The 25,200-nt window shown below is 69.9% G+C and carries 24 protein-coding genes and 1 riboswitch; of the genes, 7 read left to right on the forward strand and 17 right to left on the reverse strand.

What is annotated here, in order from left to right; translation table 11 throughout:
* Positions 1-23: 23 nt before the first annotated feature.
* On the reverse strand, positions 24-2,462 hold the full coding sequence (gene pcrA, locus OG623_RS13095) for a DNA helicase PcrA (protein WP_406146512.1): 2,439 nt from the start codon (positions 2,460-2,462) through the stop codon (positions 24-26).
* A 256-nt stretch (positions 2,463-2,718) separates the two neighbouring features.
* Positions 2,719-2,880, forward strand: a riboswitch (cyclic di-AMP (ydaO/yuaA leader).
* Between pcrA and OG623_RS13100 the strand changes: the two genes are divergently transcribed.
* Entirely contained in the window at positions 2,879-4,030 is a 1,152-nt protein-coding gene (locus OG623_RS13100; RefSeq protein WP_406146514.1) for an NlpC/P60 family protein, read from the forward strand. (Overlaps the previous riboswitch by 2 nt.)
* A 40-nt stretch (positions 4,031-4,070) precedes the next feature.
* Here OG623_RS13100 and OG623_RS13105 read toward each other — a convergent pair whose 3' ends face one another.
* Positions 4,071-4,424: a hypothetical protein gene (locus OG623_RS13105; protein WP_406146515.1), complete on the reverse strand. Its 354-nt coding sequence runs from the start codon at positions 4,422-4,424 to the stop codon at positions 4,071-4,073.
* A gap of 363 nt (positions 4,425-4,787) precedes the next feature.
* Between OG623_RS13105 and OG623_RS13110 the strand changes: the two genes are divergently transcribed.
* Together OG623_RS13110 and OG623_RS13115 are read left to right on the forward strand one after the other, a co-directional pair.
* Positions 4,788-5,858 carry an NlpC/P60 family protein gene (locus tag OG623_RS13110; RefSeq protein WP_406146516.1) on the forward strand — a complete coding sequence of 357 codons (1,071 nt, stop codon included), beginning with the start codon at positions 4,788-4,790 and terminating at the stop codon, positions 5,856-5,858.
* A gap of 12 nt (positions 5,859-5,870) precedes the next feature.
* Positions 5,871-6,671 carry a GNAT family N-acetyltransferase gene (locus OG623_RS13115; protein ID WP_406146518.1) on the forward strand — a complete coding sequence of 267 codons (801 nt, stop codon included), beginning with the start codon at positions 5,871-5,873 and terminating at the stop codon, positions 6,669-6,671.
* Positions 6,672-6,684: 13 nt separating this feature from the next.
* Here OG623_RS13115 and OG623_RS13120 read toward each other — a convergent pair whose 3' ends face one another.
* Together OG623_RS13120 and OG623_RS13125 are read right to left on the reverse strand one after the other, a co-directional pair.
* The gene (locus OG623_RS13120) at positions 6,685-7,380 is read right to left on the reverse strand and encodes a response regulator transcription factor (RefSeq protein WP_362888415.1); all 696 of its coding nucleotides are present in this window, start codon (positions 7,378-7,380) and stop codon (positions 6,685-6,687) included.
* Complete coding sequence (locus OG623_RS13125; protein WP_406146519.1) at positions 7,377-8,675, reverse strand: PspC domain-containing protein; 1,299 nt, start codon at positions 8,673-8,675, stop codon at positions 7,377-7,379. Before OG623_RS13125 ends, OG623_RS13120 begins: the two co-directional genes overlap by 4 nt.
* A 169-nt stretch (positions 8,676-8,844) precedes the next feature.
* Between OG623_RS13125 and OG623_RS13130 the strand changes: the two genes are divergently transcribed.
* Together OG623_RS13130 and OG623_RS13135 are read left to right on the forward strand one after the other, a co-directional pair.
* Positions 8,845-10,179 (forward strand): PspC domain-containing protein, encoded by a 1,335-nt coding sequence (locus OG623_RS13130; protein WP_406146521.1) that lies wholly within the window; start codon positions 8,845-8,847, stop codon positions 10,177-10,179.
* A complete protein-coding gene (locus OG623_RS13135) occupies positions 10,166-10,417 on the forward strand; it encodes a hypothetical protein (RefSeq protein WP_406146522.1) in 252 nt (83 codons plus the stop codon). Before OG623_RS13130 ends, OG623_RS13135 begins: the two co-directional genes overlap by 14 nt.
* On the opposite strand, the gene OG623_RS13140 is transcribed toward OG623_RS13135, so the two are convergent.
* From OG623_RS13140 to OG623_RS13175, 8 genes are all read right to left on the reverse strand, one after another.
* On the reverse strand, positions 10,418-10,924 hold the full coding sequence (locus tag OG623_RS13140; RefSeq protein ID WP_406146523.1) for a hypothetical protein: 507 nt from the start codon (positions 10,922-10,924) through the stop codon (positions 10,418-10,420).
* Between the two features lie 121 nt (positions 10,925-11,045).
* Positions 11,046-12,869, reverse strand: a complete 1,824-nt coding sequence (locus tag OG623_RS13145) for an alpha/beta hydrolase (RefSeq protein WP_406146524.1) — start codon at positions 12,867-12,869, stop codon at positions 11,046-11,048.
* Positions 12,870-12,879: 10 nt separating this feature from the next.
* On the reverse strand, positions 12,880-13,344 hold the full coding sequence (locus OG623_RS13150; RefSeq protein WP_406146525.1) for a hypothetical protein: 465 nt from the start codon (positions 13,342-13,344) through the stop codon (positions 12,880-12,882).
* Between the two features lie 147 nt (positions 13,345-13,491).
* Positions 13,492-14,097 carry a hypothetical protein gene (locus OG623_RS13155; protein WP_406146527.1) on the reverse strand — a complete coding sequence of 202 codons (606 nt, stop codon included), beginning with the start codon at positions 14,095-14,097 and terminating at the stop codon, positions 13,492-13,494.
* Between the two features lie 9 nt (positions 14,098-14,106).
* Complete coding sequence (locus OG623_RS13160) at positions 14,107-14,739, reverse strand: hypothetical protein (RefSeq protein WP_406146528.1); 633 nt, start codon at positions 14,737-14,739, stop codon at positions 14,107-14,109.
* Between the two features lie 8 nt (positions 14,740-14,747).
* Positions 14,748-16,961, reverse strand: coding sequence for a hypothetical protein (locus OG623_RS13165; RefSeq protein WP_406146530.1), 2,214 nt, complete (start codon positions 16,959-16,961; stop codon positions 14,748-14,750).
* 62 nt (positions 16,962-17,023) lie between these two features.
* Entirely contained in the window at positions 17,024-17,452 is a 429-nt protein-coding gene (locus OG623_RS13170; protein ID WP_406146531.1) for a hypothetical protein, read from the reverse strand.
* A gap of 108 nt (positions 17,453-17,560) precedes the next feature.
* Positions 17,561-18,214 (reverse strand): TetR/AcrR family transcriptional regulator, encoded by a 654-nt coding sequence (locus OG623_RS13175; protein WP_406146533.1) that lies wholly within the window; start codon positions 18,212-18,214, stop codon positions 17,561-17,563.
* A 63-nt stretch (positions 18,215-18,277) separates the two neighbouring features.
* Here OG623_RS13175 and OG623_RS13180 point away from each other — a divergent pair, with 63 nt between their 5' ends.
* Positions 18,278-19,105, forward strand: coding sequence for a class I SAM-dependent methyltransferase (locus tag OG623_RS13180; RefSeq protein WP_406146535.1), 828 nt, complete (start codon positions 18,278-18,280; stop codon positions 19,103-19,105).
* On the opposite strand, the gene OG623_RS13185 is transcribed toward OG623_RS13180, so the two are convergent.
* From OG623_RS13185 to guaA, 5 genes are all read right to left on the reverse strand, one after another.
* On the reverse strand, positions 19,102-19,620 hold the full coding sequence (locus tag OG623_RS13185) for a DoxX family protein (RefSeq protein WP_406146537.1): 519 nt from the start codon (positions 19,618-19,620) through the stop codon (positions 19,102-19,104). The genes OG623_RS13180 and OG623_RS13185 overlap by 4 nt on opposite strands.
* Positions 19,621-19,734: 114 nt before the next feature.
* Positions 19,735-21,003: a hypothetical protein gene (locus tag OG623_RS13190; RefSeq protein ID WP_406146538.1), complete on the reverse strand. Its 1,269-nt coding sequence runs from the start codon at positions 21,001-21,003 to the stop codon at positions 19,735-19,737.
* Between the two features lie 129 nt (positions 21,004-21,132).
* Positions 21,133-21,900 carry an SAM-dependent methyltransferase gene (locus OG623_RS13195; protein ID WP_406146540.1) on the reverse strand — a complete coding sequence of 256 codons (768 nt, stop codon included), beginning with the start codon at positions 21,898-21,900 and terminating at the stop codon, positions 21,133-21,135.
* 41 nt (positions 21,901-21,941) lie between these two features.
* Complete coding sequence (locus OG623_RS13200) at positions 21,942-22,550, reverse strand: Uma2 family endonuclease (protein ID WP_406146542.1); 609 nt, start codon at positions 22,548-22,550, stop codon at positions 21,942-21,944.
* A gap of 116 nt (positions 22,551-22,666) precedes the next feature.
* Positions 22,667-24,253: a glutamine-hydrolyzing GMP synthase gene (gene guaA / locus OG623_RS13205; protein ID WP_406146544.1), complete on the reverse strand. Its 1,587-nt coding sequence runs from the start codon at positions 24,251-24,253 to the stop codon at positions 22,667-22,669.
* A 316-nt stretch (positions 24,254-24,569) separates the two neighbouring features.
* Between guaA and OG623_RS13210 the strand changes: the two genes are divergently transcribed.
* Positions 24,570-24,872, forward strand: coding sequence for a chorismate mutase (locus OG623_RS13210; RefSeq protein ID WP_406146546.1), 303 nt, complete (start codon positions 24,570-24,572; stop codon positions 24,870-24,872).
* Positions 24,873-25,200 lie beyond the last annotated feature (328 nt).

Here is a 25,200-nt window from a genome sequence, read left to right on the forward strand (position 1 = left end):
TCAGGTCAGAGCCGGGGCTCCGGTCAGAGCTTCTCGACCGGCGCGTAACGCAGGAGCAGCTTCTTCGGCCGCTCGTCGCCGAAATCGACCGTCGCCTTCGCCTGGTCGCCGAATCCCTCGACCGCGGTCACCGTGCCCAGGCCGAACTGGTCGTGCGTGACCCGGTCCCCGGCCACCAGCGTGACCACCGGCTTGTCGGAGGTGCGCCGGGTCGCGAATCCCGATGGTCCGGACTTCGAGCGCGACGAGGACAGCGACGACGTGATGCCGGACGTCGGTCCCGCCGAAGCGGCCATCGGCCCCTTGCGCTTCCACTCCAGGTGCTGGTCCGGGATCTCCTCCAGGAACCGCGACGGCGGGTTGTACGAGGGCTGTCCCCACGCACTCCGCATCGACGCCCGGGTCAGATACAGGCGCTCACGGGCACGCGTGATGCCCACATAGGCGAGCCTGCGCTCCTCCTCGAGCTCCTTCACCTGGCCCAGCGCCCGCATGTGCGGGAAGACGCCGTCCTCCATGCCCGTCAGGAACACCACCGGGAATTCGAGGCCCTTGGCCGTGTGCAGCGTCATCAGCGTGACGACACCTGAGCCGTCCTCGTCCTCGTCGGGGATCTGGTCCGCGTCGGCGACGAGCGCGACCTTCTCCAGGAACTCGGCGAGCGTCCCCGCACCTTCCTCCTCCGCACGCTCCTGCTCGAACTCAAGGGCGACCGCGGCGAGTTCCTGGAGGTTCTCGATACGGGTCTCGTCCTGCGGGTCGGTGGAGGCCTGGAGCTCGGCGAGGTAGCCCGTACGCTCCATCACCGCCTCCAGCACGACGGCCGGTCCCGCACCGGACTCCACGATCGTGCGGAGCTCCTCCATGAGCGTGTTGAAGCGCTTCACGGCGTTGGCCGAGCGGGCCGCCATGCCGTACGCCTCGTCGACGCGGCGCAGCGCCTGCGGGAAGGAGATCTTCTCGCGCATCGAGAGGGCGTCGATCATCGCCTCGGCCCGGTCGCCGATACCGCGCTTGGGGACATTGAGGACGCGGCGCAGCGGGACGGTGTCCTCGGGATTGGAGAGGACCCTGAGGTAGGCCAGGACGTCCCTGACCTCCTTGCGCTCGTAGAAGCGCACCCCGCCGACGACCTTGTAGGGCAGTCCGACGCGGATGAAGATCTCTTCGAAGACACGGGACTGGGCGTTGGTCCGGTAGAAGACGGCCACATCGCCCGCCTTCGCGTCCCCCGCGTCCGTCAGCCGGTCGATCTCGTCGGCGACGAACTGCGCCTCGTCGTGCTCGGTGTCCGCGACGTAGCCCGTGATCCGGGTGCCGGTGCCGGCGTTCGTCCAGAGGTTCTTGGGGCGACGGCTCTCGTTGCGCTCGATGACGGCGTTGGCCGCGGAGAGGATCGTCTGGGTGGAGCGGTAGTTCTGCTCCAGCATGATCGTGGTCGCGTCCGGATAGTCCTCCTCGAACTGGAGGATGTTGCGGATGGTCGCGCCACGGAAGGCGTAGATCGACTGGTCCGCGTCACCGACGACGCACAGCTCGCCAGGGGCGTCGCCCTCGCCGGCCGGGCCCACCAGCTCACGCACCAGGGTGTACTGGGCGTGGTTGGTGTCCTGGTACTCGTCGACGAGGACGTGCCGGAAGCGGCGGCGGTAGTGCTCGGCGACATCCGGGAAGGCCTGGAGCAGGTGCACCGCCGTCATGATGATGTCGTCGAAGTCCAGGGCGTTGGCCTCGCGGAGCCGCGCCTGGTAGAGCGCGTACGCCTGGGCCAGCGTCTTCTCGAAACCGTCGGCTGCCTGACCGGCGAAGGTCTCCTCGTCGATCAGCTCGTTCTTCAGGTTCGAGACCTTCGCCGTGAACGACTTCGGCGGATAGCGCTTCGGGTCGAGGTCCAGATCACGGCAGACCAGCGCCATCAGACGCTTGGAGTCGGCCGCGTCGTAGATCGAGAACGACGAGGTGAAGCCGAGACGCTTGGACTCGCGGCGCAGGATCCGCACGCAGGCGCTGTGGAACGTCATGACCCACATGGCGTTGGCGCGGGGTCCGACGAGGTCCTCGACGCGCTCCTTCATCTCACCGGCGGCCTTGTTGGTGAAGGTGATCGCGAGGATCTGCCCCGGGTGCACCCCGCGCTCGGCCAGGAGATGGGCGATCCGGTGCGTGAGCACCCTGGTCTTGCCCGAGCCGGCCCCGGCGACGATGAGCAGCGGCGATCCGGCGTGCACGACGGCGGCGCGCTGCTCGGTGTTCAGCCCGTCGAGCAGCGCGGCGGAGTCGATGACGGGGCGCGGGGCACCGTCGCGGTAGTAGGCGTCGCGCGGGGGCGGAGGCGCGTCGAAGACGTCCTCGAAGAGGCCCTCCGGCACCGCCTCGGGCGCGTGCTCCTCGGGGGGCGGCGGGGGACCGTCCTGCGCTTGCTGGAGGCCGGTCAGGAAACTGTCGTCAAAGAGGCTGCTCATCGCCTCACGAGTCTAGGCGTCCGCACCGACAACCCGGGGCGGCATTGACGAGACGGTACCGACACCGTGTGCACTGCGGGACGGTCCGCCCACGTTCCGTGAGATTCGGGTGCGGAATCCGCCGTCGCGGACCGCCGTCCGGAAAAGGTCACGAAAATGTATCGGGCATATCGAACATCAACCTTCACAGGGACACCACGGGTTGGCTAGCGTGCTCCGGAAGGTGCCCGTATCCCCTGAGGCGAACCACGCCGCACGGGCGCCCGCGCCGAATCCGTACTCCCCCAGGAGGCACGGAACCGGGGACCCACACGCAGTACTGGGGTGAATCGGTCCATCTCCACCGGACCGTAGGGCAGCCTTCCGTGTTCCGCCCGAACCCGACAGCTAACCCGGTAGGCGGTCCACGGAAGGAGATGCCGGCCTTGGCGTCGCATCGAAAGCCGCGCACCCGCGTGCGCACCACCACGCCCGCCGTCGGTCTGACGACCGCGGCTCTCGCCTCCGTCACCCTGCTCTCCACGCAGAGCGCGACGGCCGCCCCCGCCGAACCCAAGCCCAGCATCGAGGAAGTCCAGAAGAAGGTCGACGCCCTCTACCGGCAGGCCGGCACCTCGACGCAGCAGTACAACAAAGCGAAGACCGCATCGGCCGAGCAGCGCGCCAAGGTCGACGCCCTCCTCGACGCCGCGGCGAAGCGGGCCGACAAGCTCAACGACACGCGCCGGGAGCTGGGCAGCTACGCCGCCGCGCAGTACCGCAGCGGCTCGATCGCCCCGACCGCGACGTTCTTCCTGGCGGACGACCCGCAGTCGTATTTCGACCAGGACCAGCTGATGGCCAGGATGACCAGCCAGCAGCAGAAGGCGGTCGCCGACTTCCGTACGCAGCAGAAGGAGGCCGCGGCGAAGCGGGCCGAGGCGACGAAGAGCCTGGAGACGCTCACCGAGTCACAGGAGACGCTGCGCACCAGCAAGCAGCAGGTGCAGACGAAGCTCACCGAGGCCCGCTCACTGCTGTCGAAGCTGACCGCCGAGGAGAAGGCGCGGCTCGCGGAGCTGGAGCGCAAGAAGAAGGCCGAGGCCAAGCGCAAGGCCGAGGAGCTGGCCAAGCAGCAGGCCGCCGCGAAGAAGAAGGCCGATGAGGCGGCCAAGGAGGAGGCGGCGAAGGAGGAGTCCGGCACGGGGACCGGCGGCACGGGCTCCGACAGCGGCTACGCCACGAAGGCCGAGAAGGTCCTGTCCTTCGCACGCGCCCAGATCGGCAAGCCGTACGTCTGGGGGGCGACGGGCCCGTCCTCGTACGACTGCTCCGGGCTCACCCAGGCCGCCTGGAAGGCGGCGGGCGTCGACCTGCCGCGCACCACCTGGGACCAGGTCGAGGTCGGCACCCGGGTGGCCACGGCGGATCTGCAGCCGGGGGACCTGGTCTTCTTCTACGACGACATCAGCCACGTCGGCATCTACAAGGGCGACGGCATGATGATCCACGCGCCGAAGCCGGGTGCGAACGTCCGCGAGGAGTCCATCTACTACATGCCGATCTACGGCAGCGTGCGCCCGGCGTAACGCGTGTGCGGGGCGGGCCGCCGAAGTCCGGGCGGCCCGCTCAGGTCCAGAGCGTGGCGATGAAGATGTTGACGACCGTCAGCCCGCCGACGGCCGCGAACGCGCCCTTGCTCACCTTCTCGTCGTCCCGCTTCACATAGACGAGCGCCAGGACCACGATCAGGACCAGCAGCTTGACGCCGATCTTGATGTTGTTGACGCTCTGGTCGTCGGCCTGGTTCAGCCCGACCAGCGCGACGCCCGTGACGAGCATGGTGAGCGCGCCGTGCAGCATGGCCGGTACGAAGCGGGCCGTGCCCGCCCCCATGGCCTTCATCTGGGTCAGGAAGCCGCCCAGCAGGGAGGCGATACCGATGATGTGCAGGGCCACGAAGACATTGATGAGTACGTCCATGGCCGCAGCCTAACCATGTGATTTCACCACTCTTGGGCCAGGTAGGACTTACCGATGAGCGCACTCATCGTGCGCGCGAATTGCCGGACTCCGGTTGATTTTTCCGGTCATCCGACATCATTCGCCATAAACGAAACAACTTATGAGGGCAATACCTGTCATTACACCTCTTACCTGTGTGCCGGGCTTAGCGTCCCTCCCAGGTGACCGGTTCCGCACCACCGCCCCCGTACCGGGCGGCTCCCCGGTCGCCCCGCCAGGAATCCGGCGGCGGGCCACTCCCCCTGTGGTGGCCCGCCTCCGGGCCCGGTGGGCCCGCGGCACCCACCGACGGGCAGTCGAACGGAAGGACGCACCACCCCCGTGGCCGCCGATCGGAAAGCCGCTCACCGCAAGCCCAAGCAGCGTCTGTTCACCGGACCTGCTGCACGCACCGCAGCCACCCTCGCCCTCGCGGGGGCGGCGACCGCGACCGCCCTCGACGGCGCCGCCCAGGCCGATCCCCAGCTCACCCCGGCCCAGGTCGAGGCCAAGGTCGAACGGCTCTACCACGACGCCGAGGTCGCGACCGAGAAGTACAACGGCGCGAAGGAGGAGGCGACGGCCTCCGAGAAGTCCCTCGACGCCCTGCGCGACGAGGCTGCCCGCAGGACCGAGCGCCTCAACGCCGCGCGCGACACCCTCGGATCGTTCGCCACCGCCCAGTACCGCAGTGCCGGCGTCGACCCCGCGGTCCGGCTGGCCCTGTCGTCCGACCCGGATCAGTATCTGGAGCGCGCCGCCTACGAGGACCGGGCCGGCGACCGTCAGGCCGGCGCGGTCAACGGCGTACGTCGGCAGATCAACGACATCGCCCAGCTGCGCGCCCGGGCGAAGGACGAGCTCGCGGTCCTCGCGTCCCGCCGGGCCGACCTGAAGAAGCACAAGGACGCGGTCCGCACCAAGCTCGCCGCGGCCCGCAAGCTCCTGGCCACGCTCACCGCCGAGCAGCGCGCCGACTACGAGCGCTCGGCCGACGCCACGCACGGCGGCAGCGCCCTCCGCGCCGACCGGGGCCTCGCACGCGGTTCCGTGGCAGCGCCCAACGCCCGTGCGGCACAGGCCGTCGACTTCGCGTACGGGGCGCTCGGCAAGCCGTACGTCTGGGGCGCCACCGGGCCCGCGTCCTTCGACTGTTCCGGGCTCACCCAGGCCGCCTGGCGTGCGGCAGGAATCTCCCTGCCCCGCACGACGTACACCCAGATCAACGCCGGCCGGCGCGTCTCCCGGTCCGAACTCGCCCCTGGAGACCTGGTGTTCTTCTACTCAGGGATCACCCACGTCGGCCTCTACATCGGCGGCGGCCAGATGATCCACGCCCCGCGCCCCGGCGCCCCGGTCCGCATCGCACCGATCGACGAAATGCCCTTCGCGGGAGCGACCCGCGTCGCCTAGGCTCCGGTCCCCATGGACACCGCCAGCGCCACCGCAATCCAGAACTACGCGCGCACCCTCACCCTCCGCTCGCCCGACCACTACCGAGCCGGCCCGTTCACGGTGCGGCACAACCCGGGCTGGGAGCTGAAGTTCGCGAACTACGCCATCCCCGACCAGGACGCCGAACCCACCGCGCGGGACATCGCCGACCTGGTCGCGGCGTTCCGCGCACACGACCGGCTGCCCCGGCTGGAGTTCCTGCCCACCTGGGCACCCGCCGTCGAACCGGCCCTGCTCGCGGCCGGTTTCACGGTGGAGAGCCGCGCACCCGTCATGGCCTGCACCGCCGACCGCCTCCTCACACCGAAGCCGGTGGACGGCCTGCGCATCGCCGAGCCCGTCACCGAGGCGGAGTTCACCGACGCCGCAGCCGTCCAGCACACCGGTTTCGGCTCGGACGGCGGCCCCGACGACGATAGCTCGGACGGCGGCCCCGACGACGGCGAGATCGCCTGGCTGCGCACGGCGGCGGCCGGCGGCGGTGTCGCGGCCCTCGCCACCCTGGAGGGCCGGCCCGCCGGCGCGGGCGGCTGCTCGGTCCCGGCCGACGGGATCGGCGAGCTGGCCGGCCTGGCCGTCGCCGCCCCCTTCCGCCGCCGGGGCGTGGGCGCGGCGCTCTCAAGCTGGCTGACGCACACCGCCTTCGAGCGCGGCTACCGCACCGTGTGGCTGGAGCCTGGCGGCCCCGACGTCGAGCGGATCTACGCGAGCATCGGCTACCGCAGGGCGGGCGAGAAGCTCAACATCTCGCTGACTGCCGGTCCCGGCTGAGCACGGGCCGGGCTCAGACCAGCCGTCGCGCCGTGGCCCACCGCGTCAGCTCGTGCCGGTTGGAGAGCTGGAGCTTGCGCAGCACGGCCGAGACATGGGACTCGACCGTCTTGACCGAGATGAACAGCTGCTTGGCGATCTCCTTGTACGCGTACCCCCGGGCGATCAGCCGCAGCACCTCACGCTCGCGCTGCGTCAGCCGGTCCAGGTCCTCGTCGACCGGTGGGGCGTCCGTCGAGGCGAAGGCGTCCAGGACGAACCCCGCCAGCCTCGGCGAGAACACCGCGTCGCCCTCCTGGACCCGGAAGACGGAGTTGACCAGGTCGGTGCCGGTGATGGTCTTGGTGACGTAGCCGCGGGCGCCGCCGCGGATGACCCCGATGACGTCCTCGGCGGCATCCGAGACCGACAGCGCCAGGAAGCGCACCGGGTTCTCCACCTGCCCCATCATCGGGGCGCAGCGCCGCAGCACCTCGACACCGCCGCCTCCCGGTAGGTGGACGTCGAGGAGGACGACCTCGGGGCGGGTCGCGGTGATCACGGTGACCGCCTGGTCGACGTCGGCGGCCTCACCGACGACCTCGACCCCGGTCTCCTCGGTACGGCCGATCTCGGCCTGGACCCCGGTGCGGAACATCCGGTGGTCGTCGACGAGCACGACCCGTACCCGGCGCTCCGGGCCCCCGGTCGCTTCGGTGTTCTCGGTCATTCGCTCGCCCTCTCCATCTCCAGCTCGACCTCCGTGCCCCCGCCGGGCACCGAACGCAGCCGCGCCGTGCCGCCGTTGCGCTGCATCCGGCCGATGATTGATTCTCGTACGCCCATCCTGTCGCCCGGAACCGCGTCCAGGTCGAATCCCGGCCCCCGGTCCCGTACGGAGACGAAGACCGTGGTGCCCTCGACCTCCGCGAAGACCTGGACGGCGCCGCCCTCGCCACCGTACTTGGCGGCGTTGACCATCGCCTCGCGTGCGGCCTGCATCTGCGCCGCCAGCTTCTCGTCGAGCGGGCAGTCGCCGACGACGACGACCTCCAAGGGGACCCCGTGCTTGTCCTCGACCTCGGCGGCGGCGCGCTTGACCGCCTCGGCGAGGCTCGTCGGCTCCTCGGCCTCCTCCTTGCCGGTGCCCTCCGGGTTGTACAGCCAGTTGCGCAGCTCCCGCTCCTGGGCGCGCGCGAGCCTGCGGACCTCACCGCCGTCGTCGGCGTTGCGCTGGATCAGCGTGAGCGTGTGCAGGACCGAGTCATGGACATGGGCGGCGACCTCGGCACGCTCCTGGGCCCTGATACGCATCAGGCGTTCCTCGGAGAGATCCTGTGCCATCCGTACGAGATAGGGACCCGCGAGCAGCGCGATACCGGTGAGCACGGCGATGGCGGCGGTCAGCGCGGTGCCTAGCTGGGCGGCCGAGCTCCGCACCACCAGGAAGGCGGCGAGGCCCAGGCCGACGAGCGCGACCCCGGCGAGTCCCCGGGCCAGGTGCAGCACCCGGCGGCGGCGGCCGACCTCGATCCAGCGGGCGCGGCGCGCGTTGTCGGCCTGGCGCCAGACGAGGATCGAGCCCGCGCCGATCAGCAGCGCCGGCCAGATGTAACGGTCCGCCTTGCTGCCCATGTCGACGTTGCCGACGAAGGTCCCGGCGCCGATGAGCAGCGCGACCAGGGCGAAGACCTGGCCGCGGTCGGGTTTACGGAGCCTGCGGCGGCCGTCAGGGGCGGTCTCGAACAGGGACCGCTCCCCGCCACCCGCACCGCCGACACCGCCCACCCCGAGGGGCACGACGATCCAGAACACGGCGTAGAGCAGCGCGCCCAGGCCGTCCGCGAAGAACAGCCCGAGGAAGACGAACCTGACCCAGGCGACCGGCAGCCCCAGATGCCCGGCGAGCCCGCGCGCGACGCCACCGAGCATCCGTCCGTCGGCGCTGCGGTACAGCTTGCGCGGCGCGGGCTCCTCCGGCTCCGGGGCGTGGGAGCTCGGGGCTCGGGTCGTGGCTGCTGGCATGGACCGATCGTCACACGTTCCGGCGGCGCGTGGCATCAGGGTCTGCCCGGACTCGACCCTGAGGGGACCCTCGTCCGGAGTCCCCCAGTCGCATCCGGGACGCAAAATCAGGGATCGGCCAGGGTCGCCGCGTGCCCCACGCGGGGGCACGGGCCGTCACCATGGACCCATGACCGTTCCCCAGGACGCCTCCCCCGGCGTCACCCCGCCCCCCGAGCCGACACCGCGGCTTCAGCGCAGCCCGCGGCAGAAAGTGGTCGCCGGAGTGTGCGGCGGGCTCGGGCGGTACTGCGACGTGGACCCGGTGATCTTCCGGATCGTGCTCGGGGTCCTCGCGGCGACGGGCGGCATCGGCCTGATCTTCTACGGCTTCGCGTGGCTGCTGCTGCCGCTGGAAGGTGAGGACGAGAACGAGGCGCGCCGCCTGCTGTCCGGCCGGGTCGAGGGCGCCTCGCTGGTCGCGCTGCTGCTGGCCCTGGTGGGGTGCGGGCTGCTGCTGTCGATGCTGCACAACGGCGGCATGCTCGCCTTCGCCGCGATGCTGTCGCTGGCCGTGATCGGCTTCTCGGTCTGGACCCAGCACCGTCGGACGGCCCCACCGGAGGACAGGCCGGGCACGACCGCGCACACCCCTGGAACGGCCGCGAACCCTCCCGGCCACGGGGCGCCGCCCGAGGTGAAGGCACCGCCCACACCGGGCAGCCCGTCCTGGTGGCGGGACCCGATCGTCAAGGACGGTACGACAGGACTCCCGGGGACCGGCTATCTCTGGGGCCCGGCGAACGCGGCGTTCGAGGCGGCCGGCACCGACGGGGGCCGGGCGACACCGGACGCTCCGCACCACCCGACCGACCGCACGCCGGGCACCCGGGGCCCCAGGCCGATCGGCGGCCTCGTCTTCCTGCTCGCCCTGGCCGCGGGCAGCCTCGGCACGGGGATGACCTGGGACAACCATCCGCTGGGTACGAGCCTGCAGATCGGGTTCGCCGCGGCGCTCGGCGTATTCGGCCTCGGGCTGCTGTTCGCCTCCGTCCTCGGCAGGACGGGCTTCGGCACGATCATGCTGGCCGTGATCACGGCGGGGCTGCTGGCGGGGGCGTCCGCCCTCCCGGACAACATCACCACGGACTGGGTCCGCAAGGAGTGGCGTCCCGCGTCGGTGGCCAGGGTCCAGCCGACGTACGAGCTGGGCACCGGGGACGCGAAGCTCGACCTCTCCGGGATCACCGTCCCGAAGGGCCAGACACTGCGGACCCGCGTCGAACTCGGGGCGGGCCGCGCGGTCGTCGTCGTACCGGCGGGGGTGACGATCAAGGTGGACGCCGAGGCGCGCCTCGGCGACATCCAGTTCCCGTCCGACGCGCGGCAGGACGTGGACATCGCCCCCGACCGACGCGCACACCGGACCATCGAACCGCCCGAGGGCAGCAAGCCGGCCGGCACCGTGGAACTGGACCTGGAAATCGCCATCGGACAACTGGAGGTCACCCGTGCTGCGTCATGAGATCCGCCCGGGCCGCGCGGTGGCCGGCCTCGTCGCACTGACCCTGGCGGCCGGCTACGCGGCGGACGCGGCGGGGGTGTGGAACGCGCCGTGGACGTTCTTCCTCCCCGTGTTCTTCGGCGGCCTGTGGCTGGCGGCCACGGTGACGTGGGTGAGCTACGGGGTACGGCGACGGCGGAACGCCCGGAGGGCGACGGCGGAGGCGTTGCGTGGGGGTTCCGGGGTGCGTGCGGGCTGATCAGTAGTGGTCGACGGTTTGGCCTTCGGGGACCTGGTAGCAGGCGGACCTGACGTTGATACCGATGCTCGGGACAGTGTTCCTGCTGTACTCGACAATCCAGACGCTCACCTTCTTGGAGTCGTTGTCCGCGACGAGGTTGAGGTTCTTGTTCGGGCTGTTGTCGATGTAGGAGTCCTTGAGGACCCACCCACCGCCGGTCAGCCTCTTCTTGAAATTCGCCATAGCGATCTCGTTGTCGGTGCCGACCCTCGGACTGAAATTCCACGGGTGGTAGACCTGGTAGTACCTTTCCGGATCCCTTCCCTGGCAGTCCGACACCCCCGGCCCCGGTTCGGACGCTTTGCCCGGTACGCCCGCGAAGTCATGAATCTGGCTGGAGACGTTCTTCACCGCGGCGACCACCTCGCTGGTGGTGGCGATCCCTGCATAGGGAGGCCCCGCGGCCGTTTCCTTCACCGCTCCGCCGTCGGTGCTGGAGGGATCGGTGGTGTCGTTGTCAGCCATTCCACATCCACTGAGGAGAATTCCGGCTACGAGAGTCGTGGAGAAGCCGCCCCGGCGCCTTTTCCGAGCGGCGATCCGTGGTACGCAGAGCATGAGAGTCCTATCCTGCAGGTGGAGTCGACTACTGAGGGGCGGTGACATTTCCGTATTCGCCGACCACGACCAGCGCTTGGTTCTTCAACGCGGTAGTGCCCCGGTTCCAATATTCGCTGTGCCCTTTTGATCCAGTGGTGGCGTCCGGCCCGCTTCCCTCGGCTTGCGTGTTCATCTGGTTCGCACCGAATTGCTCGTCGCTGGGAAGGAGAAAAGTGCCGCCGCCGACTCTCCACTGACTGCCGCCGTGACCCCAGCGACCGATCTCAGGAACGGCGTCCCCCTCCGCCTCCTCGTTCCACACATGCCCCTTGGGAACATCCATCTCTTCGGCCGAACCGACCTTGACCCCAGGGCTTCCGGCAAGGATCACGTCATCGGCATGGAGATCACCGGTCTCTGCCGCAGCCCCGATGAGAGTCGTCCCGTACGAGTGCCCGATGGCCGTCCGGTGCGGCTCGCCCTGGCCGTTGTGTGAGGCGTCGAGTCCGTCCATGAACTGCCGGTAGGCAGGCGCCCCGTCGTAGGCGTAATGCTCGAAGGGCGAGTCCTTGACGATGTCCTGCGGGGCGTCGTAGCCGAGCCAGGTGACAGTGGACACGGAAGCGTTGGGAGAACCATGGTTCGTCTGGCGCCACAGCTCGTTCATCCGGTTGATGTCGCCTCCGATGCTTCCGAGGTTCGCCGTCGTACCCGGTACGAACACTGCCTGGTGCTGGGCCGTGTCGGGGTTGCCGTTCGCGATGACCGCGCGGCCTGTCCCTTCCGGGCTGAAGCCGAGCAGGTACGCCTCGGGCAGGCCCTCCTTCCCGGTGTCCGCAAAGCGGGTCTCGATGGCTTCCATGCCGTTGAGCGAGGAGGTGAGGTGGCGGTACTCGTCGCCGTACTTCTTGTCCCACTCCATCCAGGCGTCCGTGTGGACCTTGGACACATGTCCCCCCGCGTTGATCCATGTCCACTCGTCCGCGGGCGGTCCGGGGATCGGGCCGAGCCGGATCTCGTACTCGGCCTTCTTCTCCGCGAGCACGGTCCGGTTGGCCTCGTCCCGCGCGTCGGCGGGCAGGCCGTCCAGGCTTCCGACGAGGTCGGGGCGGGTGGCGAGGTACGCCTCCTGCTCCTGCGGCGTGAGTCCGTTCCACCACTCCGCGTTCTGCTGAGGGGTGGCGTCCTTCGGTGGCCCGCCGATGGAGTCGAGGTAGGCCTGTCCCGCGTCCAGCACACCGCGCATGTCCGACTGGGCGTCCTTCATGTCCTGGTTGGACACCGTGAGATCGTCGTCCGCTGTCAGTGCCCGGATCTTGGGTGCCCACTTCGTGTCGGCCTCCGTCGCCTCCTTGAGGGCGGCGGTGATCCGGTCCGCGATGCCGAGTGCCTCCGCGTGGTGCGGGTTGGCGTCGAAGCCGGCGGACTGGCGGCCGATGGCCTGCGCCGTGGGGTCGGTGGTCCCGCCGACCGTGCCGCCCTTGGCCGGTGGCCCGGTGGCGTCCTTCGGCGGGCCCTCGGGGTAGGTGACGCTGCCGTCGGCGTTCACCGTGACCTTCAACGCCGCGGCGTCGTCGAGCGCGGACAGGAGCTTGTTGCGGGCCACGCCCATGTCGTGGGCGAGGCCGTTGAGCGCCGTACTGACCAGGCCGCATTCGATCTGCGTGTAGTGGAAGTTGGCCGAGAGGAGGCTCAGTTCCTTGATCGCGGAGTCGAGGGCCAGCCCGTCCAACGACTTCCGTATGCCGGCCGCGACGACGTTTTCCACGTGGTCCTTGGCGGTACCGGCCATGTCGCTGGTCGCGCGGTAGCCGTCAGCCGCTTGCGTGAACTCGGAAGGCTTCAGCGCCCTGAGCGTGGTGAGATCCATGCCGGGTCCGTCACCGCCCCGGGTTCCGGCCGCCGATGGCGGGGGTGTCGGCGTACGCGATGTCGATGGCGTCGAAGGAAGACGTGATGGCGTCCTCGGTCGTGAGGAGATCACGCCCGGCCTTCTCGAGCACCTTCTTCACGCGGCCACAGCGCCCGTTGACCGCCTTGACGTAACGGGCCCAGGATTCGTACACGTCCTTCTGGGCCCCTGCCGCCAGGCACCCCGTTTCGCCGGCGAGCCCGTGCTGCCCGTCCTCCAGCCGGTTCAGGGCCTTGCCGATTCCCTCGCGCAGGCTGCCGACGCCCTCGCCGGCCCTGTTCCAGGCCTGCCGACTGGACTTGAGGCCGCCGGTTCCGCCCCCGGCCGGGGTGGGGCCCGGCCCCTCACCTGCCTGATGTTGATCGAGCTGAGTCGGCGTCGAACTCTGTCGGCCCGCGGCCTGCTTCAGCTGTTCCCATTCGTCCCACGCCACGCGCACCCCATCCCCGTGACCTGGGCCGCACCCAGGTGAATACCCTTCCAACTGGTTCCTGGCCAGGGAGGTTGTTCCCACGGACGGGTGGCGACGCGGTTGACCGATGGACAGCTGCCCGCCCGGGGGTGGAGCTTTCGCGCGTACTCAGCCGACCGTCGGGGCATCATCGGGCAGCTCCACCGCCGTGCAGTACTCCACCCGGGCGGTCATGAAGCGGGTGAAGTCCGCCGCGAGGGCCGTGACCTCTTCCTGGGCGCCCAGGTCCTTGAGGTGGTCCTCGTCGCCCCCGCCTACGCTGGTGTGCGTCTCCAGCAGGATGGGGCCACCCCTGCTGCCCTTGCATCGGACGTAGAGGGAGACGGTGTCCCCCTCGATGAAGCCCTTCTCGGTTCCCCAGGACAGAGGCGTGTTGCCGGACTTGGCAGCGTCCCTGGAGACGTCGTCGGCGCTGTAGTCGTCTTCGCTCAGGATGAGGAACTTCTCGAAGTGGAGGGACCGCCCGCCGGCACTCAGGCTGCACTTCCAGGTCACGGACACGGAAGTGGCGGAGTAGGAGCCCCACAGGTAATCCTCCGCGTAAGCCTCTCCGCGTTCGGGCAGCAGATCTCTCACCGGGTCCCCGGGAAGCGCGTCGGCGCATACGCGGTCCGGGACCGTGACCACTGGTTCCCCCGGCCACAAGGCCCAGGCACCGAGTCCGATCAGGACAACCGCGCCGACACTCACCTGGGCGACCAGTCGCTTGCGCACCGCTCGCCCTCAGCCGATCTTCGGCGCGCTGTCGGGCAGGTCGGCGGCGCCCTCGCAACCGACCACGTCGCGGGCGACCGCGCGGGCGACATCAGCCGCCAGTCCGGAGACATCCGCCTTCATCGCATCGTCCTTGATCTTGGGGACGCCTCCGATACCGACCGAGACCCTCAGAAGGTCCTTGCGCCCCTTCGCATAGGGACAGTCGACGAACACTTCGGCCCCGTAGCTGCCCAAGTATCCGCCGGCCGGTCCCAGCGAGAGCGGGGTGTTGTCGGGCTTCGACGCATTGCGCTGCACCCATTCCCGGTCGTATTCGGGGTCCTGGATCGTGCCGTACTTGATTTCGAGAATTCTTCCCCCGCCGGACAGGTCACACGTCCCCGGACCCTTCGCGTCAGCCATGAAATTGATGGCCCGCTCCTCCTCGAAGGCCTCACCCTTCTCCGGCAAGAGGGCCTTGACGTGGGCGCTGGGCACTGCCTCCGCGCACACCGTGTCGGGTATGGAAAGCGTCGGCTTCTGGTCCGGCAAGAGCAGAGCCACGCCCACCCCAGCGACCACAAGAATCCCGAGAGCGGTGAAGACGATCTTCTTCCGCTTACTACTGCCCGACGGCATCACCGTCGCATCGTCCCGCACGGTCCTTCTCAGCTCCCTGCTCGTTGACGCCCCAAGCCGTAGCCCTCCTTGACATGGCGGGCTGCGGTATCGGCCTGACTACTGGCGTTCTCCTGGTCGACACCGGCCGCGATGGCTGCCTGGTAGGTGGCGTCGTACACGGCGTCCGCGGACTTGGCCCTCTGGTCCTCCAGGAAGTCGCTGCGCTCCTGGCCTGCCTCGACGCTGGAGTCTCGGGTGTAGTGGTCCACCACCGCCTCCTTGATGTCCTCGATGACGATCCCCGCGGCGTCCCCCGCGACCGGCAGCTTGGACAACCCCATGTCGATGGCACGGTCCGCCCATTTGTCCGCGGTCGACAGGCCCTCGTTGAATGCCGCGTCGGAGGCGATTTCGTCGTCGTAGACAGCCTGGGTACGGGACTCCGCCATGATCCCCGTAATCTCGGAGCCAGGGAGGACGCGGTTCGAGATTTCTGGCGAGAGCTCGTCGAAAATCGCCTTGTCCTGGTAGACACCGTTGATGAGCTCGGTGGTGACCGCCTGCTGGGAGTTGATGATCGCTCCATAGGCGTCGGGATCCTTACCCACTTGCGCGAGGAAATCCTTGAGGGCCCCTGCTGACAGGCCTCCGGTCCCCAAGTTGGCGTTACTGCCGTACGTGTCGATGGGACGGCCCGAGTTCATCCCGTCCTGCACGTCGCGCATGTACTCAGCGGTGATGTTCCCCAAGCTGTCACTCAATGGGGAGCCGTCGAGGCGCTTGAGCTTGTCCTCGTCCTGGCCTGGCGCCGGTTCCTGGCCTGGCTCCGGGTCCTGGTTCTTGCCGTACTCCTCGACGATCCGGTTGACGAGTGCCGCGCTCTCGGCCGAGTGCTTCGGCGGTGTCGCGTCCGAGTCGTACGGCACACCGATGGTGGCCGATTCGAGGGCGTGCCCCAGGGCGTCGTGGCCGAGCGCCTTGTCGTCCTCGCCCCGTGGCCATTCGCGGGCGTCGTCGCCCTGAGCCACCAGGTAGTCCCAGTTGTCCATCTCCTTGCCGTCCGCCGTCGTGGAGTCGTTGAAGAACTCCAGCGACGCCTCGGGGTTGTGTCCGAGGCCCTCCATGAAGCCGGCGAACGGGTCGTTGGGCTCGTCCGTGGGCGGGTAGTTGAGGTTGGCCGTGTCGCGCCAGGCGACGCCCGGGTCCCCGGGGAACTCCCGCTCGTACTTCGGCAGACTCTCGCCGTAGTCGTTCAGGAACTCGTCGTCGAACTTGCCCTTGCCCATCAGGCTGCTCATGACCTGGTAGCCGTTGGGGCCCATCGGCAGCCCCTGGATCGGGAACGGCTTGTCGCCGGCCGCGATCACCTCCCGCTTCCAGGTGTCCATCTGCGGGCTGTCGCTCTGGGTCGCGGTGGCCAGCGTCATGCTCAGGTTGTCCTGGACCTCGGCGAGGGTCTTGGCCCGGTCGCCGTCGACCGCGCCACCGGGCGGGGCAGCCATGTCCCGCCAGAACTGGAGGGTTCCCTCGCCGCCGAGCGTGGTCGCGAACCGCTCGCTGAAGCCCGGGTTGTCCCGCTGGTTCTTGAGCGTCTCGTTGAACCGGGCGATCTCCTCGTCGGTCCACTCGCCGGGGTTGGTCTCCTGGGCCTTCTTCGCCCAGTAGTCGGCGTCCGCCTTGCCCTGGCGGTCGTCGGCCTCCTTGAGCCCGCCGGGGCCGTCGCCGGTGAAGTCGTGCTTGTTCTTCGCGAGTGCGCGCAGGGCGCGTGCGGCGATCCGGTCGGTCTCGCTCGCCTCCCAGAGCACCTTCTTCACCCGGCGCTCCGCCACGGCGAGTTCCTCGTCGGTCGGCGTGTGGATGTCACCGTCGCCCGCCGCCGCGCCCGAGGGGACGGAGACGATCGCGCTGCCGCTGCCGTTGATGAGGATGTTGCGCTTGGCGACGTCGTCGATGACGGTCTGAAGCGCTTCCTTGTGCTTCTTGAAGTCGGCGCTCGCGTCCCGCAGGATTCCGTGCACGCTCTTCGCCTGACCGGCGACGTCCTGGAACTCGGCTGCGATCTTGGTGACGAACTGCTTGGAGACCGTGGCGTTCTCGCCCTTCCAGTCCGCCGCGTTCGCCTGTGTCTCGAGGGCCTTGGCGCTCGTGCCGCCACCACCGCCCGTGGCCAGGGTGCTGAGCTTCGTGTGCATGGTCGACCAGTCGGACACCGCGGTGTCCAAGGTCCCCAGACGCGGGTCGGTGAGTTCCTGCGCCGTCATCGCTTCTGCTGCCACAACGCTGCCCAGCCCCGTAGCTGTCGGTAGTGATCAGTGCGTGTGAGCTATTTGATGTACTCGTCGATCTGCACCGCGGAGAGCGAGGTGTCGATATGGACGTTGTCCTTGGAGTGCTGTGCGCGCGTGAAGTCGAAGTGGTTCGAGATGTGCGCGCAGGCCTCCTTCAGGGTGCTGGTCTGGCTGTTCCACGCATCGTGCAGTTCGGTCAGCGCGGCACCCATGTCGAGACCGTCGTTGAAGAGGTCGATCGACGCGGTGAACGTACTGGCGCGGGCGAAGTCGCTGTCCGTGCTGAACTGCTGACGCAGCTCGTACGCCGTGTTGCCCAGCTTCCCCAACTCGTCGTCGTGCACGACGAGGTCACCGTTGGAGCCGCCACCGCCACCGGGTGCGGCGGCCTCGTTGAGCTGCATGCGCGCGGAGTTACGTTCCGCGACTTCGCTCTTGATCTGTTCCCATTCGTCCCATGCCATGCGCCTTGCCCCTTCCCCGTACGCCGGCAGGCCTGGTGGCCTCCGGCGCTCCGTTCACGTTAACAACTCGCGTGTGAGGCACACCCTCCAGCGGCGTACTGATACCAATTACTCACAATCGACGGGCCCGACAACACATACGCCTGCGATGACCGCCGTCACGAGCTTGCCGACGACTTCCGTGGTCGGCGGACCGGGATCGCGGTCGCCCTCGCGGTCCCGTTCGCGGCCGCCCTCGCGCTCCCGGTCCGCGAACGCGAGATGCCCGCCACCGACCAAGGAGAGCGTGAGGGAGTCGATGTCGGCATCGGCCGTGATGCGGCCCAGTGCGCGCTCCTCGGCCAGATAGGCGGAGATCGCGGTCGTGGCCTCGGCGAGGATCGTGATGCCGCCCCCGGGCCTGGCCTGCCGCAGCCGTGCACGCAGCTCGTCCCGGAAGGTGATGAGCGGGATGATCGCCACCGGGACCGGCCCGAACAGGGCGGTCAGCGCATGGGTGAGGTTGTCGGCCACCGTGCCGGTGCCCACGGACTCGCGCAGCGCGCCTGCCTGGCGCTCCAGTTGGGCGGCCCGGTCGAGCACGAGGTCGGCGAGGAAGGCGTCGAAGTCGGCGAAGTGCCGGTGCAGGACGCCTTTGGCGCAGCCCGCCTCATCTGTCACGGCCCGGCTGGTCAGCCCGTTGGGGCCGTCCCGCAGAAGCACGCGTTCGGCGGCGTCGAACAGCTGCTGCCGTGCGTCGCGCAGGTGCACCCCGGTGGGCATCCGCAGATCCTCTCCGCATCGGTATCCATTGCCCAGTGGGCACGTGCCCACTAAGGTGGGCGCATGCCCACACTACCTCGGGAACAGCCGGAGCCACCCCCTTCGCAGCCGCACGAGGCCCGGCGGACGGCCGAGTCGTTCGGCGTGGACGCACCACGCTACGACCGGGCCAGGCCCGGCTATCCCGACGCACTGGTGGCCCGGATCATCGCCGGGAGCCCGGGACCCGAGGTGCTCGACATCGGCACCGGCACCGGCATCGCGGCCCGCCAGTTCCAGGCCGCCGGCCGCACCGTGCTCGGCGTGGAGCCCGACGCGCGGATGGCCGGCTTCGCGCGGGCCCGCGGCCTGGCGGTCGAAGTGGCGGCGTTCGAGGACTGGCAGCCCGCCGGCCGTACCTTCGACACGGTCATCGCCGCCCAGTCATGGCACTGGGTGGATCCGGCCACCGGCGCCGCGAAGGCGGCACAGGTGCTGCGCCCAGGGGGACGGCTGGCGATCTTCGGTCATGTGTACGAGCCGCCCGCCGAGGTGGCCGAGCCGTTCGCCGCCGCGTACCTGCGGGCGGCGCCCGACTCCCCGCTCAGCGGCCGACCGGCCCGGCGCCCGCTGGATCTCTACCGGTCCGGGTACGAGCGGTTCGCCGACGCGATCCGCGAGACCCGGCAGTTCGAGGAGCCCGAGCAGTGGCAGTTCGACTGGGAGCGGCCCTACACCCGCGACGAGTGGCTCGACCTGCTGCCCAGCACCGGCGGACTCACCCGGCTGCGCCCCGATCAGCTGGCGGAGATCCTGGACACGGTCGGGGCCGCCATCGACGCGCTGGGCGGCGGCTTCACGATGAGCTACACCACCCTGGCCGCGACAGCGGTACGCGGCGGCACCCGCTAACGGCCCCATCCACGGCGGCGGCGCCCGAACAGCGCGTCCAGTGACCAGTAGGGCGCGCCCGCGAGCAGCAGAGGCACCCAGCAGAACAGGTACGGGAGGTCGTTGCCGTAGTAGTACGGCGTGCTCTGCCAGCTCACGGTCAACCACAGGCTCAGCGAGATCAGCACCCCGCCGAGCGCCGCCACCCGTGCCCGGAGCCCGGCCAAGGTCCCCAGGCCGACGAGGAGTTCGCCGATCGCGATGGCGTAGCCGAAACCCTCAGGGCTCTTCAGGGCCAGGTCGACGAGGGCCGGGATCGCCGCGCTGTCGCGTACGGCGTGCATCATCTCGCCGATCGAACCGGCCCCGCTCGCCGACAGGAACGCGCTGTCGGTCAGCTTGTCGAGGCCCGCGTAGACGAAGGTGACACCGAGGAAGATCCGCAGAGGAAGGAGCGCGTACTGCCCCGCCTGGTCCCGGAGACTTCTCGGCTCGCCCAGCCCGTAGGAACCGGAACCGCCCCTGTAGCCCTGCATCACTGCCCCTCTTTCCGTTGGCCTTTCAACAGACCATACGTACGCCGGTGGGGCCCGGATCACCAGGAGTGCGACTCAGCCGTGCGGCTCAGTCGTGCAACTCGGTCGTGCAACTCAGTCCGTGACATCGATACGGCAGGAGTTGGTCTCCACTCCCGCCGCCGTGACGACCTGTACCTCCACGGCGCCGGGTTCGACCTCGACGGGCACCGGAACGGTGAGCACGGTGTCCGCGGGGTTGGCGAAACCTCCGGTGACCGGGATCAGCGGCACATGCACATGCACCGGCCCGATCCTGACGACCACCCGCGCCAGCCGGTCGGGGGTCCCCGAGCCCGGAGGCACGAATCCGGCGCCACGGATCTCGATGTCGTCGCCCGTACGGATCGGGGCGTCGAGGTCGCCGGCCTCCCTGGAGCGGACGACCGACAGGATGACCGGCCGGCCGCCCTCCGCGTACTTGCCCGCGAAGTACGTCGCCGCCGAGACGGCCACCAGGACCGCCAGGCCCCACGGCAGATCCGGCAGTTGCTCGGGGCGGCGCGCCAGGCGGACCACGGCGAACAGCACGGCGACGGTGCTGACCAGCACGTACTGCACGTCCGTGAAGCTGCCGCGCCCCGAGTCGTCGGTCAGCAGATCGGAGGCTCGCGGCCGGTCGGCCCGCAGCTTCTGCAGCCGCTGCCCCAGCACGCGTACGGTCACCACGCGGCGTACGACGACGGCGACGGCGCACACCAGCGCGAGGACGGCCAGCACACCGGCCGAGCGGACCAGGTCCAGACCCTCGATCAGCGCGTCCCGGTCCGCGTGGGCGGATGCCCCGGCCAGTTGCAGCGCGAGGACGAGTACGGCGAAGACCGCGAGCAGCACCCAGGAGGCGGCGACCGTACGCGAGGTGGAGAGCCGGTTGTCCTCGCCGATCAGCGGGGCCAGGAGGCCGCCGCGGCCCCGGTGCACGCGGGCGGCGCCGGTCAGCAGGCCGGCGGTGACGAGCGCGGCGAGCAGACCCGCGGTGCGGGCGGTGGACCAGCCGGCGCCGATCGCGGTGACGGCCTCACCGATGACCAGCAGGGCGACACCGCCCCAGACCACGGCAAGGGTGCGCCGCCACAGGGCGTGGAGCCAGGCGTCACCGGCCTCACGGCTGCGGTCGGCGACCGCCCGGGCCGACTCGGTCAGCTCGTCCGAAACCCACTGCCGCGACGCGGACACCGACTGGGCGACTCCGCCGGGCAGGCCCTGACCTGCGGCGAGTTCATCCCGCTTGGTGAGGAAGGCCGCCACGGCCCGCCGGTGACCTTCGCGTGCTCCGTGCGGGCAGTCGCCGCACGTACAGCCACCGCCGTGCGCACTGTGCGCCCTCGCCTCGTCCAACGCCACGGAGAACGCCGCCCTTTCCCGCCCTGGTAGAACCAACTCGCCTGTGATTACAGCGAATTGTGCCGTACGGAGCGGTCTCGTCCCGCATCGGGGCGGGCCTGGGGCGGGTGTCGTAGAAATGTGCGATTCTCAGGCGCTGAGTACGAGGTAGGCAAGGCCGAGCGTTCCGCGGTATCCCCCGTAGTACCCCGTGCGGCGGGCGTCGACGGCCTCGGTCACCTCGGCGTGCAGCGGGTGCCCGGGGTTGGCCAGCGCCCAGCGCTCGCCGCGCCCGATGTTGGCGGTGGACTCGAAGAGGTCCCACTCACGCTGATCGGCGACGGTCGCCTGGAGCACCCGCAGCCCGGCCGCCTCCGCCTGCCGGATCAGGCCCAGGAGCGAGCCGAAGTCGTCCGGCTCCGCGCCGAGACCCTCCAGCGCGGCGGGCGAGGGCTCCCGCTCCCAGAACCCGTCGCCGAACAGCACCCGGCCGCCGGGGCGTACGGCGGCCCGCAGGGCCTTGAGCGCATCGGAGGTGCCGCCGGGCCAGGCGTGCGCGGCGCCGATGGAGACGGCGAGGTCGTAGCCGTCCCCGTCCGGGTCGCCCCGGTAGTCGGCGGCGGGCACCTCGTGGAACCGCACCCGGTCGGTGAGGCCTCGCTCCTCGGCCAGGCGCAGCCCGCGCGCGACGGCGTCCGGGTCGGTCTCGATGCCGTCGCCTGTGGCGCCGGGCGCGGCCTCGACCAGACGCATCAGCAGCTCACCCCAGCCACTGCCGAAGTCGGCGATCCGGGCCCCCGGGACAGGGGCGCAGGCCGCGATCAGCTGGGCGGCGTGCTCCTCGGACAGCGGGGTGTTCCAGGTGAGGCGGTGGTTGCCGGGGGCGGACATGAGGGCGCGGACTTCTTCGGCGGACATTCGAGGCACCCTGGCACGGGCGCCGGAATCGTGCCAGTGGATTAGCGGCGCCGGTTGATGGCTGTCAGATCGATGTCCAGCGGGAACGGAACCGTCAGGGTGAGCTTGTCACGGTGGATGCCGGTGGGAACATAGACCTCCAACGCGGGGTCGAGTTCGTAGACGTACACGATCGGCAGCCCTTCGTCGTCCGCCTCCACCCGCCAGAAGTGCCGTACTCCGGCGGCGGCATACTTCCGGGGCTTGACGTCGCGATCGCGCTCCACTGATTCTTCCGAGACCACCTCGACGGCGAGCACGATATCCTCCGGCCGGAACCAGGTCTGGCGGTAGCTGGTGTTCGCCTCGACGGGGAACACCAGCACGTCGGGCTCTGCCCTGTTCCTCTCGTCCAACTTGATCGTCATCTCTCGCAACACGTCCAGGTGCGCCGGCGCCTGGTCCAAGAGCGCATTTTCGAACAAACGCATGGCACGCCCATGAAAGGCGGTCTGCGGACTCATGAAGACGAGACTCCCGTCGATCAGCTCGGTGTGGGGCGGGAGGCCCGGAAGTCGGTCGAGGTCGTCCGCCGTCCAGCCGCCCTCCGGCGGGACGGGCCACCGGTACGGCTGCTGCGGCTCAAGCCTGGGCTCGGGTGCGGCGCTCATGATTGCTCCCATACGCCGAAGTCTCGTCTGTCCACCCAGCGTACCCACCCGATACGCCGATGCCGCCGCCCAAACGAATGAGCGACGGCATCGGCGTTGACCTCAGAGAGCGGGGATCACTCCCACTCGATCGTCCCCGGCGGCTTGCTCGTCACGTCGAGCACCACGCGGTTGACGTCGGCGACCTCGTTGGTGATGCGGGTGGAGATCTTCGCCAGCGTCTCGTACGGCAGGCGCGACCAGTCGGCCGTCATGGCGTCCTCGGAGGAGACCGGACGCAGCACGATCGGGTGGCCGTAGGTGCGGCCGTCGCCCTGGACGCCGACGCTGCGGACATCCGCCAGCAGGACCACGGGGCACTGCCAGATGTCACGGTCCAGGCCGGCCGCCGTCAGCTCCTCGCGGGCGATGGCGTCGGCCTCCCGCAGCAGGTCGAGCCGCTCCTTGCTGACGTCGCCGACGATACGGATCCCGAGGCCGGGGCCGGGGAAGGGCTGGCGCTGGACGATCTCGTCCGGCAGGCCGAGCTCCTGGCCGACCATCCGGACCTCGTCCTTGAACAGCTGGCGCAGCGGCTCGACGAGCTGGAACTCGATGTCGTCGGGGAGCCCGCCCACGTTGTGGTGGGACTTGATGTTGGCGGTGCCGGTGCCGCCGCCGGACTCGACGACGTCCGGGTAGAGGGTGCCCTGGACGAGGAAGGCGACCTCGGGGCCTTCCTCCTGGAGGATCTCCAGCTGGGCCTGCTCGAAGACGCGGATGAACTCGCGGCCGATGATCTTCCGCTTCTGCTCCGGGTCGGACACACCGGCCAGGGCGTCGAGGAAGCGCTTCTCCGCGTCGACGACCTTCAGTTTCGCGCCGGTCGCGGCGACGAAGTCCTTCTCGACCTGCTCCGTCTCGCCCTTGCGCATCAGACCGTGGTCGACGTACACGCAGGTGAGCTGGGAGCCGATGGCCTTCTGCACGAGGGCGGCGGCGACCGCGGAGTCCACGCCGCCGGAGAGGCCGCAGATGGCGCGCTTGTCGCCGACCTGCTCGCGGATCAGGGCGACCTGCTCCTCGACGACATTGGTGGTCGTCCAGGTCGGCTCGATGCCCGCGCCCCGGTAGAGGAAGTGCTCCAGGACCTGCTGGCCGTAGGTCGAGTGCAGGACCTCCGGGTGGTACTGGACGCCGTAGAGCTTCTTCTCGTCGTTCTCGAAGGCGGCGACCGGGACGACGTCCGTGGACGCGGTCACGGTGAAGCCCTCGGGGGCGGCGGAGCAGGCGTCGCCGTGCGACATCCAGACCGGCTGCTCGGAGGGGGTGCCCTCGAAGAGGGTGGAGCCGGACTTCGACACGGCGAGCGAGGTGCGGCCGTACTCACGGGCGCCGTTGTCGTCGACCGTACCGCCGAGGGTGGTGGCCATGAGCTGGAAGCCGTAGCACATGCCGAAGACCGGGACGCCGGCCTCGAACAGCGCACGGTCGAGGCTGGGCGCGCCCTCCGCGTACACCGAGGAAGGTCCGCCGGAGAGGATGATCGCCCGGGGGTTCTTGGCCAGCATCTCGGCCACCGGCATCGTGGACGGGACGATCTCGCTGTAGACCCGGGCCTCACGGACGCGTCGGGCGATGAGCTGGGCGTACTGCGCGCCGAAGTCGACAACCAGGACGACGTCGGTCGTGGTGTCGGGGGCGGCGGGGGGTGCTGCTGGCACGGGGCGGCCTTCCGGCGGTGGAGAGGGGGTCGGTCCTCCCAATTCTACCGGCCGTGGAGCAGCGCCCCGCCGGGCTCCCGTCTCACCATCCGGGCCCTGCGTGGACCCCCGCCGGTGGGCGGGTCCATACTTGTCCCATGCGTCAGCACACGACCTTCGTCTTTACCTATGGCACCCGGCCCGCCGGCTGCCATGGTCGTGCTGCTTGAGCAACTGACAAGCAACTTCTCCAAGGCGCCCCGGGCCGACAGGCCCGGGGCGTTCTGGCGTTCCGGACCCGTCGCTCCGGGGGCCTTCGGCCCACCAGGAGTCACAGATGACCAGCACCACACCCACGAAGACCGCCGCCGAGCTGACCGGCGCGCACACCGACGAGGCCGCGTCCCTGATCGGGGGCGCCAGGACGCGCATCGACGCGCTGGACGACCGGATCATCGGCCTCGTCCAGGAACGGATGGCCGTGTCGGCGGTGATCCAGGAGGCCAGGATCACGTCCGGGGGCCGCCGGGTGAATCTCTCCCGGGAGATGGACGTCCTCAACCACTACAGCGACGCGCTGGGTAAGCCGGGCACGGCGCTCGCCATGACGCTGCTGGAGCTGTGCCGCGGCCGGGTGTGACCCGTGGGGGCGGCGGGACAGCGCGCGTACGGACCGTGGGCGGGCGGGACGGTGCGCTTCCGGCCGGGAGGGCTGTACGGCCGCACCCGCGTTCGGGCACGGTCTCACCCGTACGGCGCGTGACCGCGCCCCGCACGGCTTCGTTGGTCCTGTTGTCCGTGCCAGCCAGGGGCGGCATCGGTTGGGATCCACGCGTGGCTCCGCCGGGACGTGTGGCGTACCGCAGGTACGTCGTGGGACCACGGCCCGGCGCGTGTGACCGGTCGGCAGGGGACAGCGGACCGGTCACCCGAGAGCGGCTGGTTCCGGGGACGCCCGGGACCGGCCG

Origin of the sequence: Streptomyces sp. NBC_01012, from assembly GCF_045162755.1 — a bacterium.
Taxonomy (GTDB): Bacteria; Actinomycetota; Actinomycetes; order Streptomycetales; family Streptomycetaceae; genus Streptomyces.

What these genes read in the sequence shown, in the direction of transcription:
- pcrA (WP_406146512.1), bottom strand. Translation starts at nt 2,462, where the DNA reads ATGAGCAGCCTCTTTGACGACAGTTTCCTGACCGGCCTCCAGCAAGCG.
- OG623_RS13100 (WP_406146514.1), top strand. Translation starts at nt 2,879, where the DNA reads ATGCCGGCCTTGGCGTCGCATCGAAAGCCGCGCACCCGCGTGCGCACC.
- OG623_RS13105 (WP_406146515.1), bottom strand. Translation starts at nt 4,424, where the DNA reads ATGGACGTACTCATCAATGTCTTCGTGGCCCTGCACATCATCGGTATC.
- OG623_RS13115 (WP_406146518.1), top strand. Translation starts at nt 5,871, where the DNA reads ATGGACACCGCCAGCGCCACCGCAATCCAGAACTACGCGCGCACCCTC.
- OG623_RS13120 (WP_362888415.1), bottom strand. Translation starts at nt 7,380, where the DNA reads ATGACCGAGAACACCGAAGCGACCGGGGGCCCGGAGCGCCGGGTACGG.
- OG623_RS13125 (WP_406146519.1), bottom strand. Translation starts at nt 8,675, where the DNA reads ATGCCAGCAGCCACGACCCGAGCCCCGAGCTCCCACGCCCCGGAGCCG.
- OG623_RS13130 (WP_406146521.1), top strand. Translation starts at nt 8,845, where the DNA reads ATGACCGTTCCCCAGGACGCCTCCCCCGGCGTCACCCCGCCCCCCGAG.
- OG623_RS13140 (WP_406146523.1), bottom strand. Translation starts at nt 10,924, where the DNA reads ATGGCTGACAACGACACCACCGATCCCTCCAGCACCGACGGCGGAGCG.
- OG623_RS13145 (WP_406146524.1), bottom strand. Translation starts at nt 12,869, where the DNA reads ATGGATCTCACCACGCTCAGGGCGCTGAAGCCTTCCGAGTTCACGCAA.
- OG623_RS13165 (WP_406146530.1), bottom strand. Translation starts at nt 16,961, where the DNA reads ATGACGGCGCAGGAACTCACCGACCCGCGTCTGGGGACCTTGGACACC.
- OG623_RS13170 (WP_406146531.1), bottom strand. Translation starts at nt 17,452, where the DNA reads ATGGCATGGGACGAATGGGAACAGATCAAGAGCGAAGTCGCGGAACGT.
- OG623_RS13175 (WP_406146533.1), bottom strand. Translation starts at nt 18,214, where the DNA reads ATGCCCACCGGGGTGCACCTGCGCGACGCACGGCAGCAGCTGTTCGAC.
- OG623_RS13180 (WP_406146535.1), top strand. Translation starts at nt 18,278, where the DNA reads ATGCCCACACTACCTCGGGAACAGCCGGAGCCACCCCCTTCGCAGCCG.
- OG623_RS13185 (WP_406146537.1), bottom strand. Translation starts at nt 19,620, where the DNA reads ATGCAGGGCTACAGGGGCGGTTCCGGTTCCTACGGGCTGGGCGAGCCG.
- OG623_RS13195 (WP_406146540.1), bottom strand. Translation starts at nt 21,900, where the DNA reads ATGTCCGCCGAAGAAGTCCGCGCCCTCATGTCCGCCCCCGGCAACCAC.
- OG623_RS13200 (WP_406146542.1), bottom strand. Translation starts at nt 22,550, where the DNA reads ATGAGCGCCGCACCCGAGCCCAGGCTTGAGCCGCAGCAGCCGTACCGG.
- OG623_RS13210 (WP_406146546.1), top strand. Translation starts at nt 24,570, where the DNA reads ATGACCAGCACCACACCCACGAAGACCGCCGCCGAGCTGACCGGCGCG.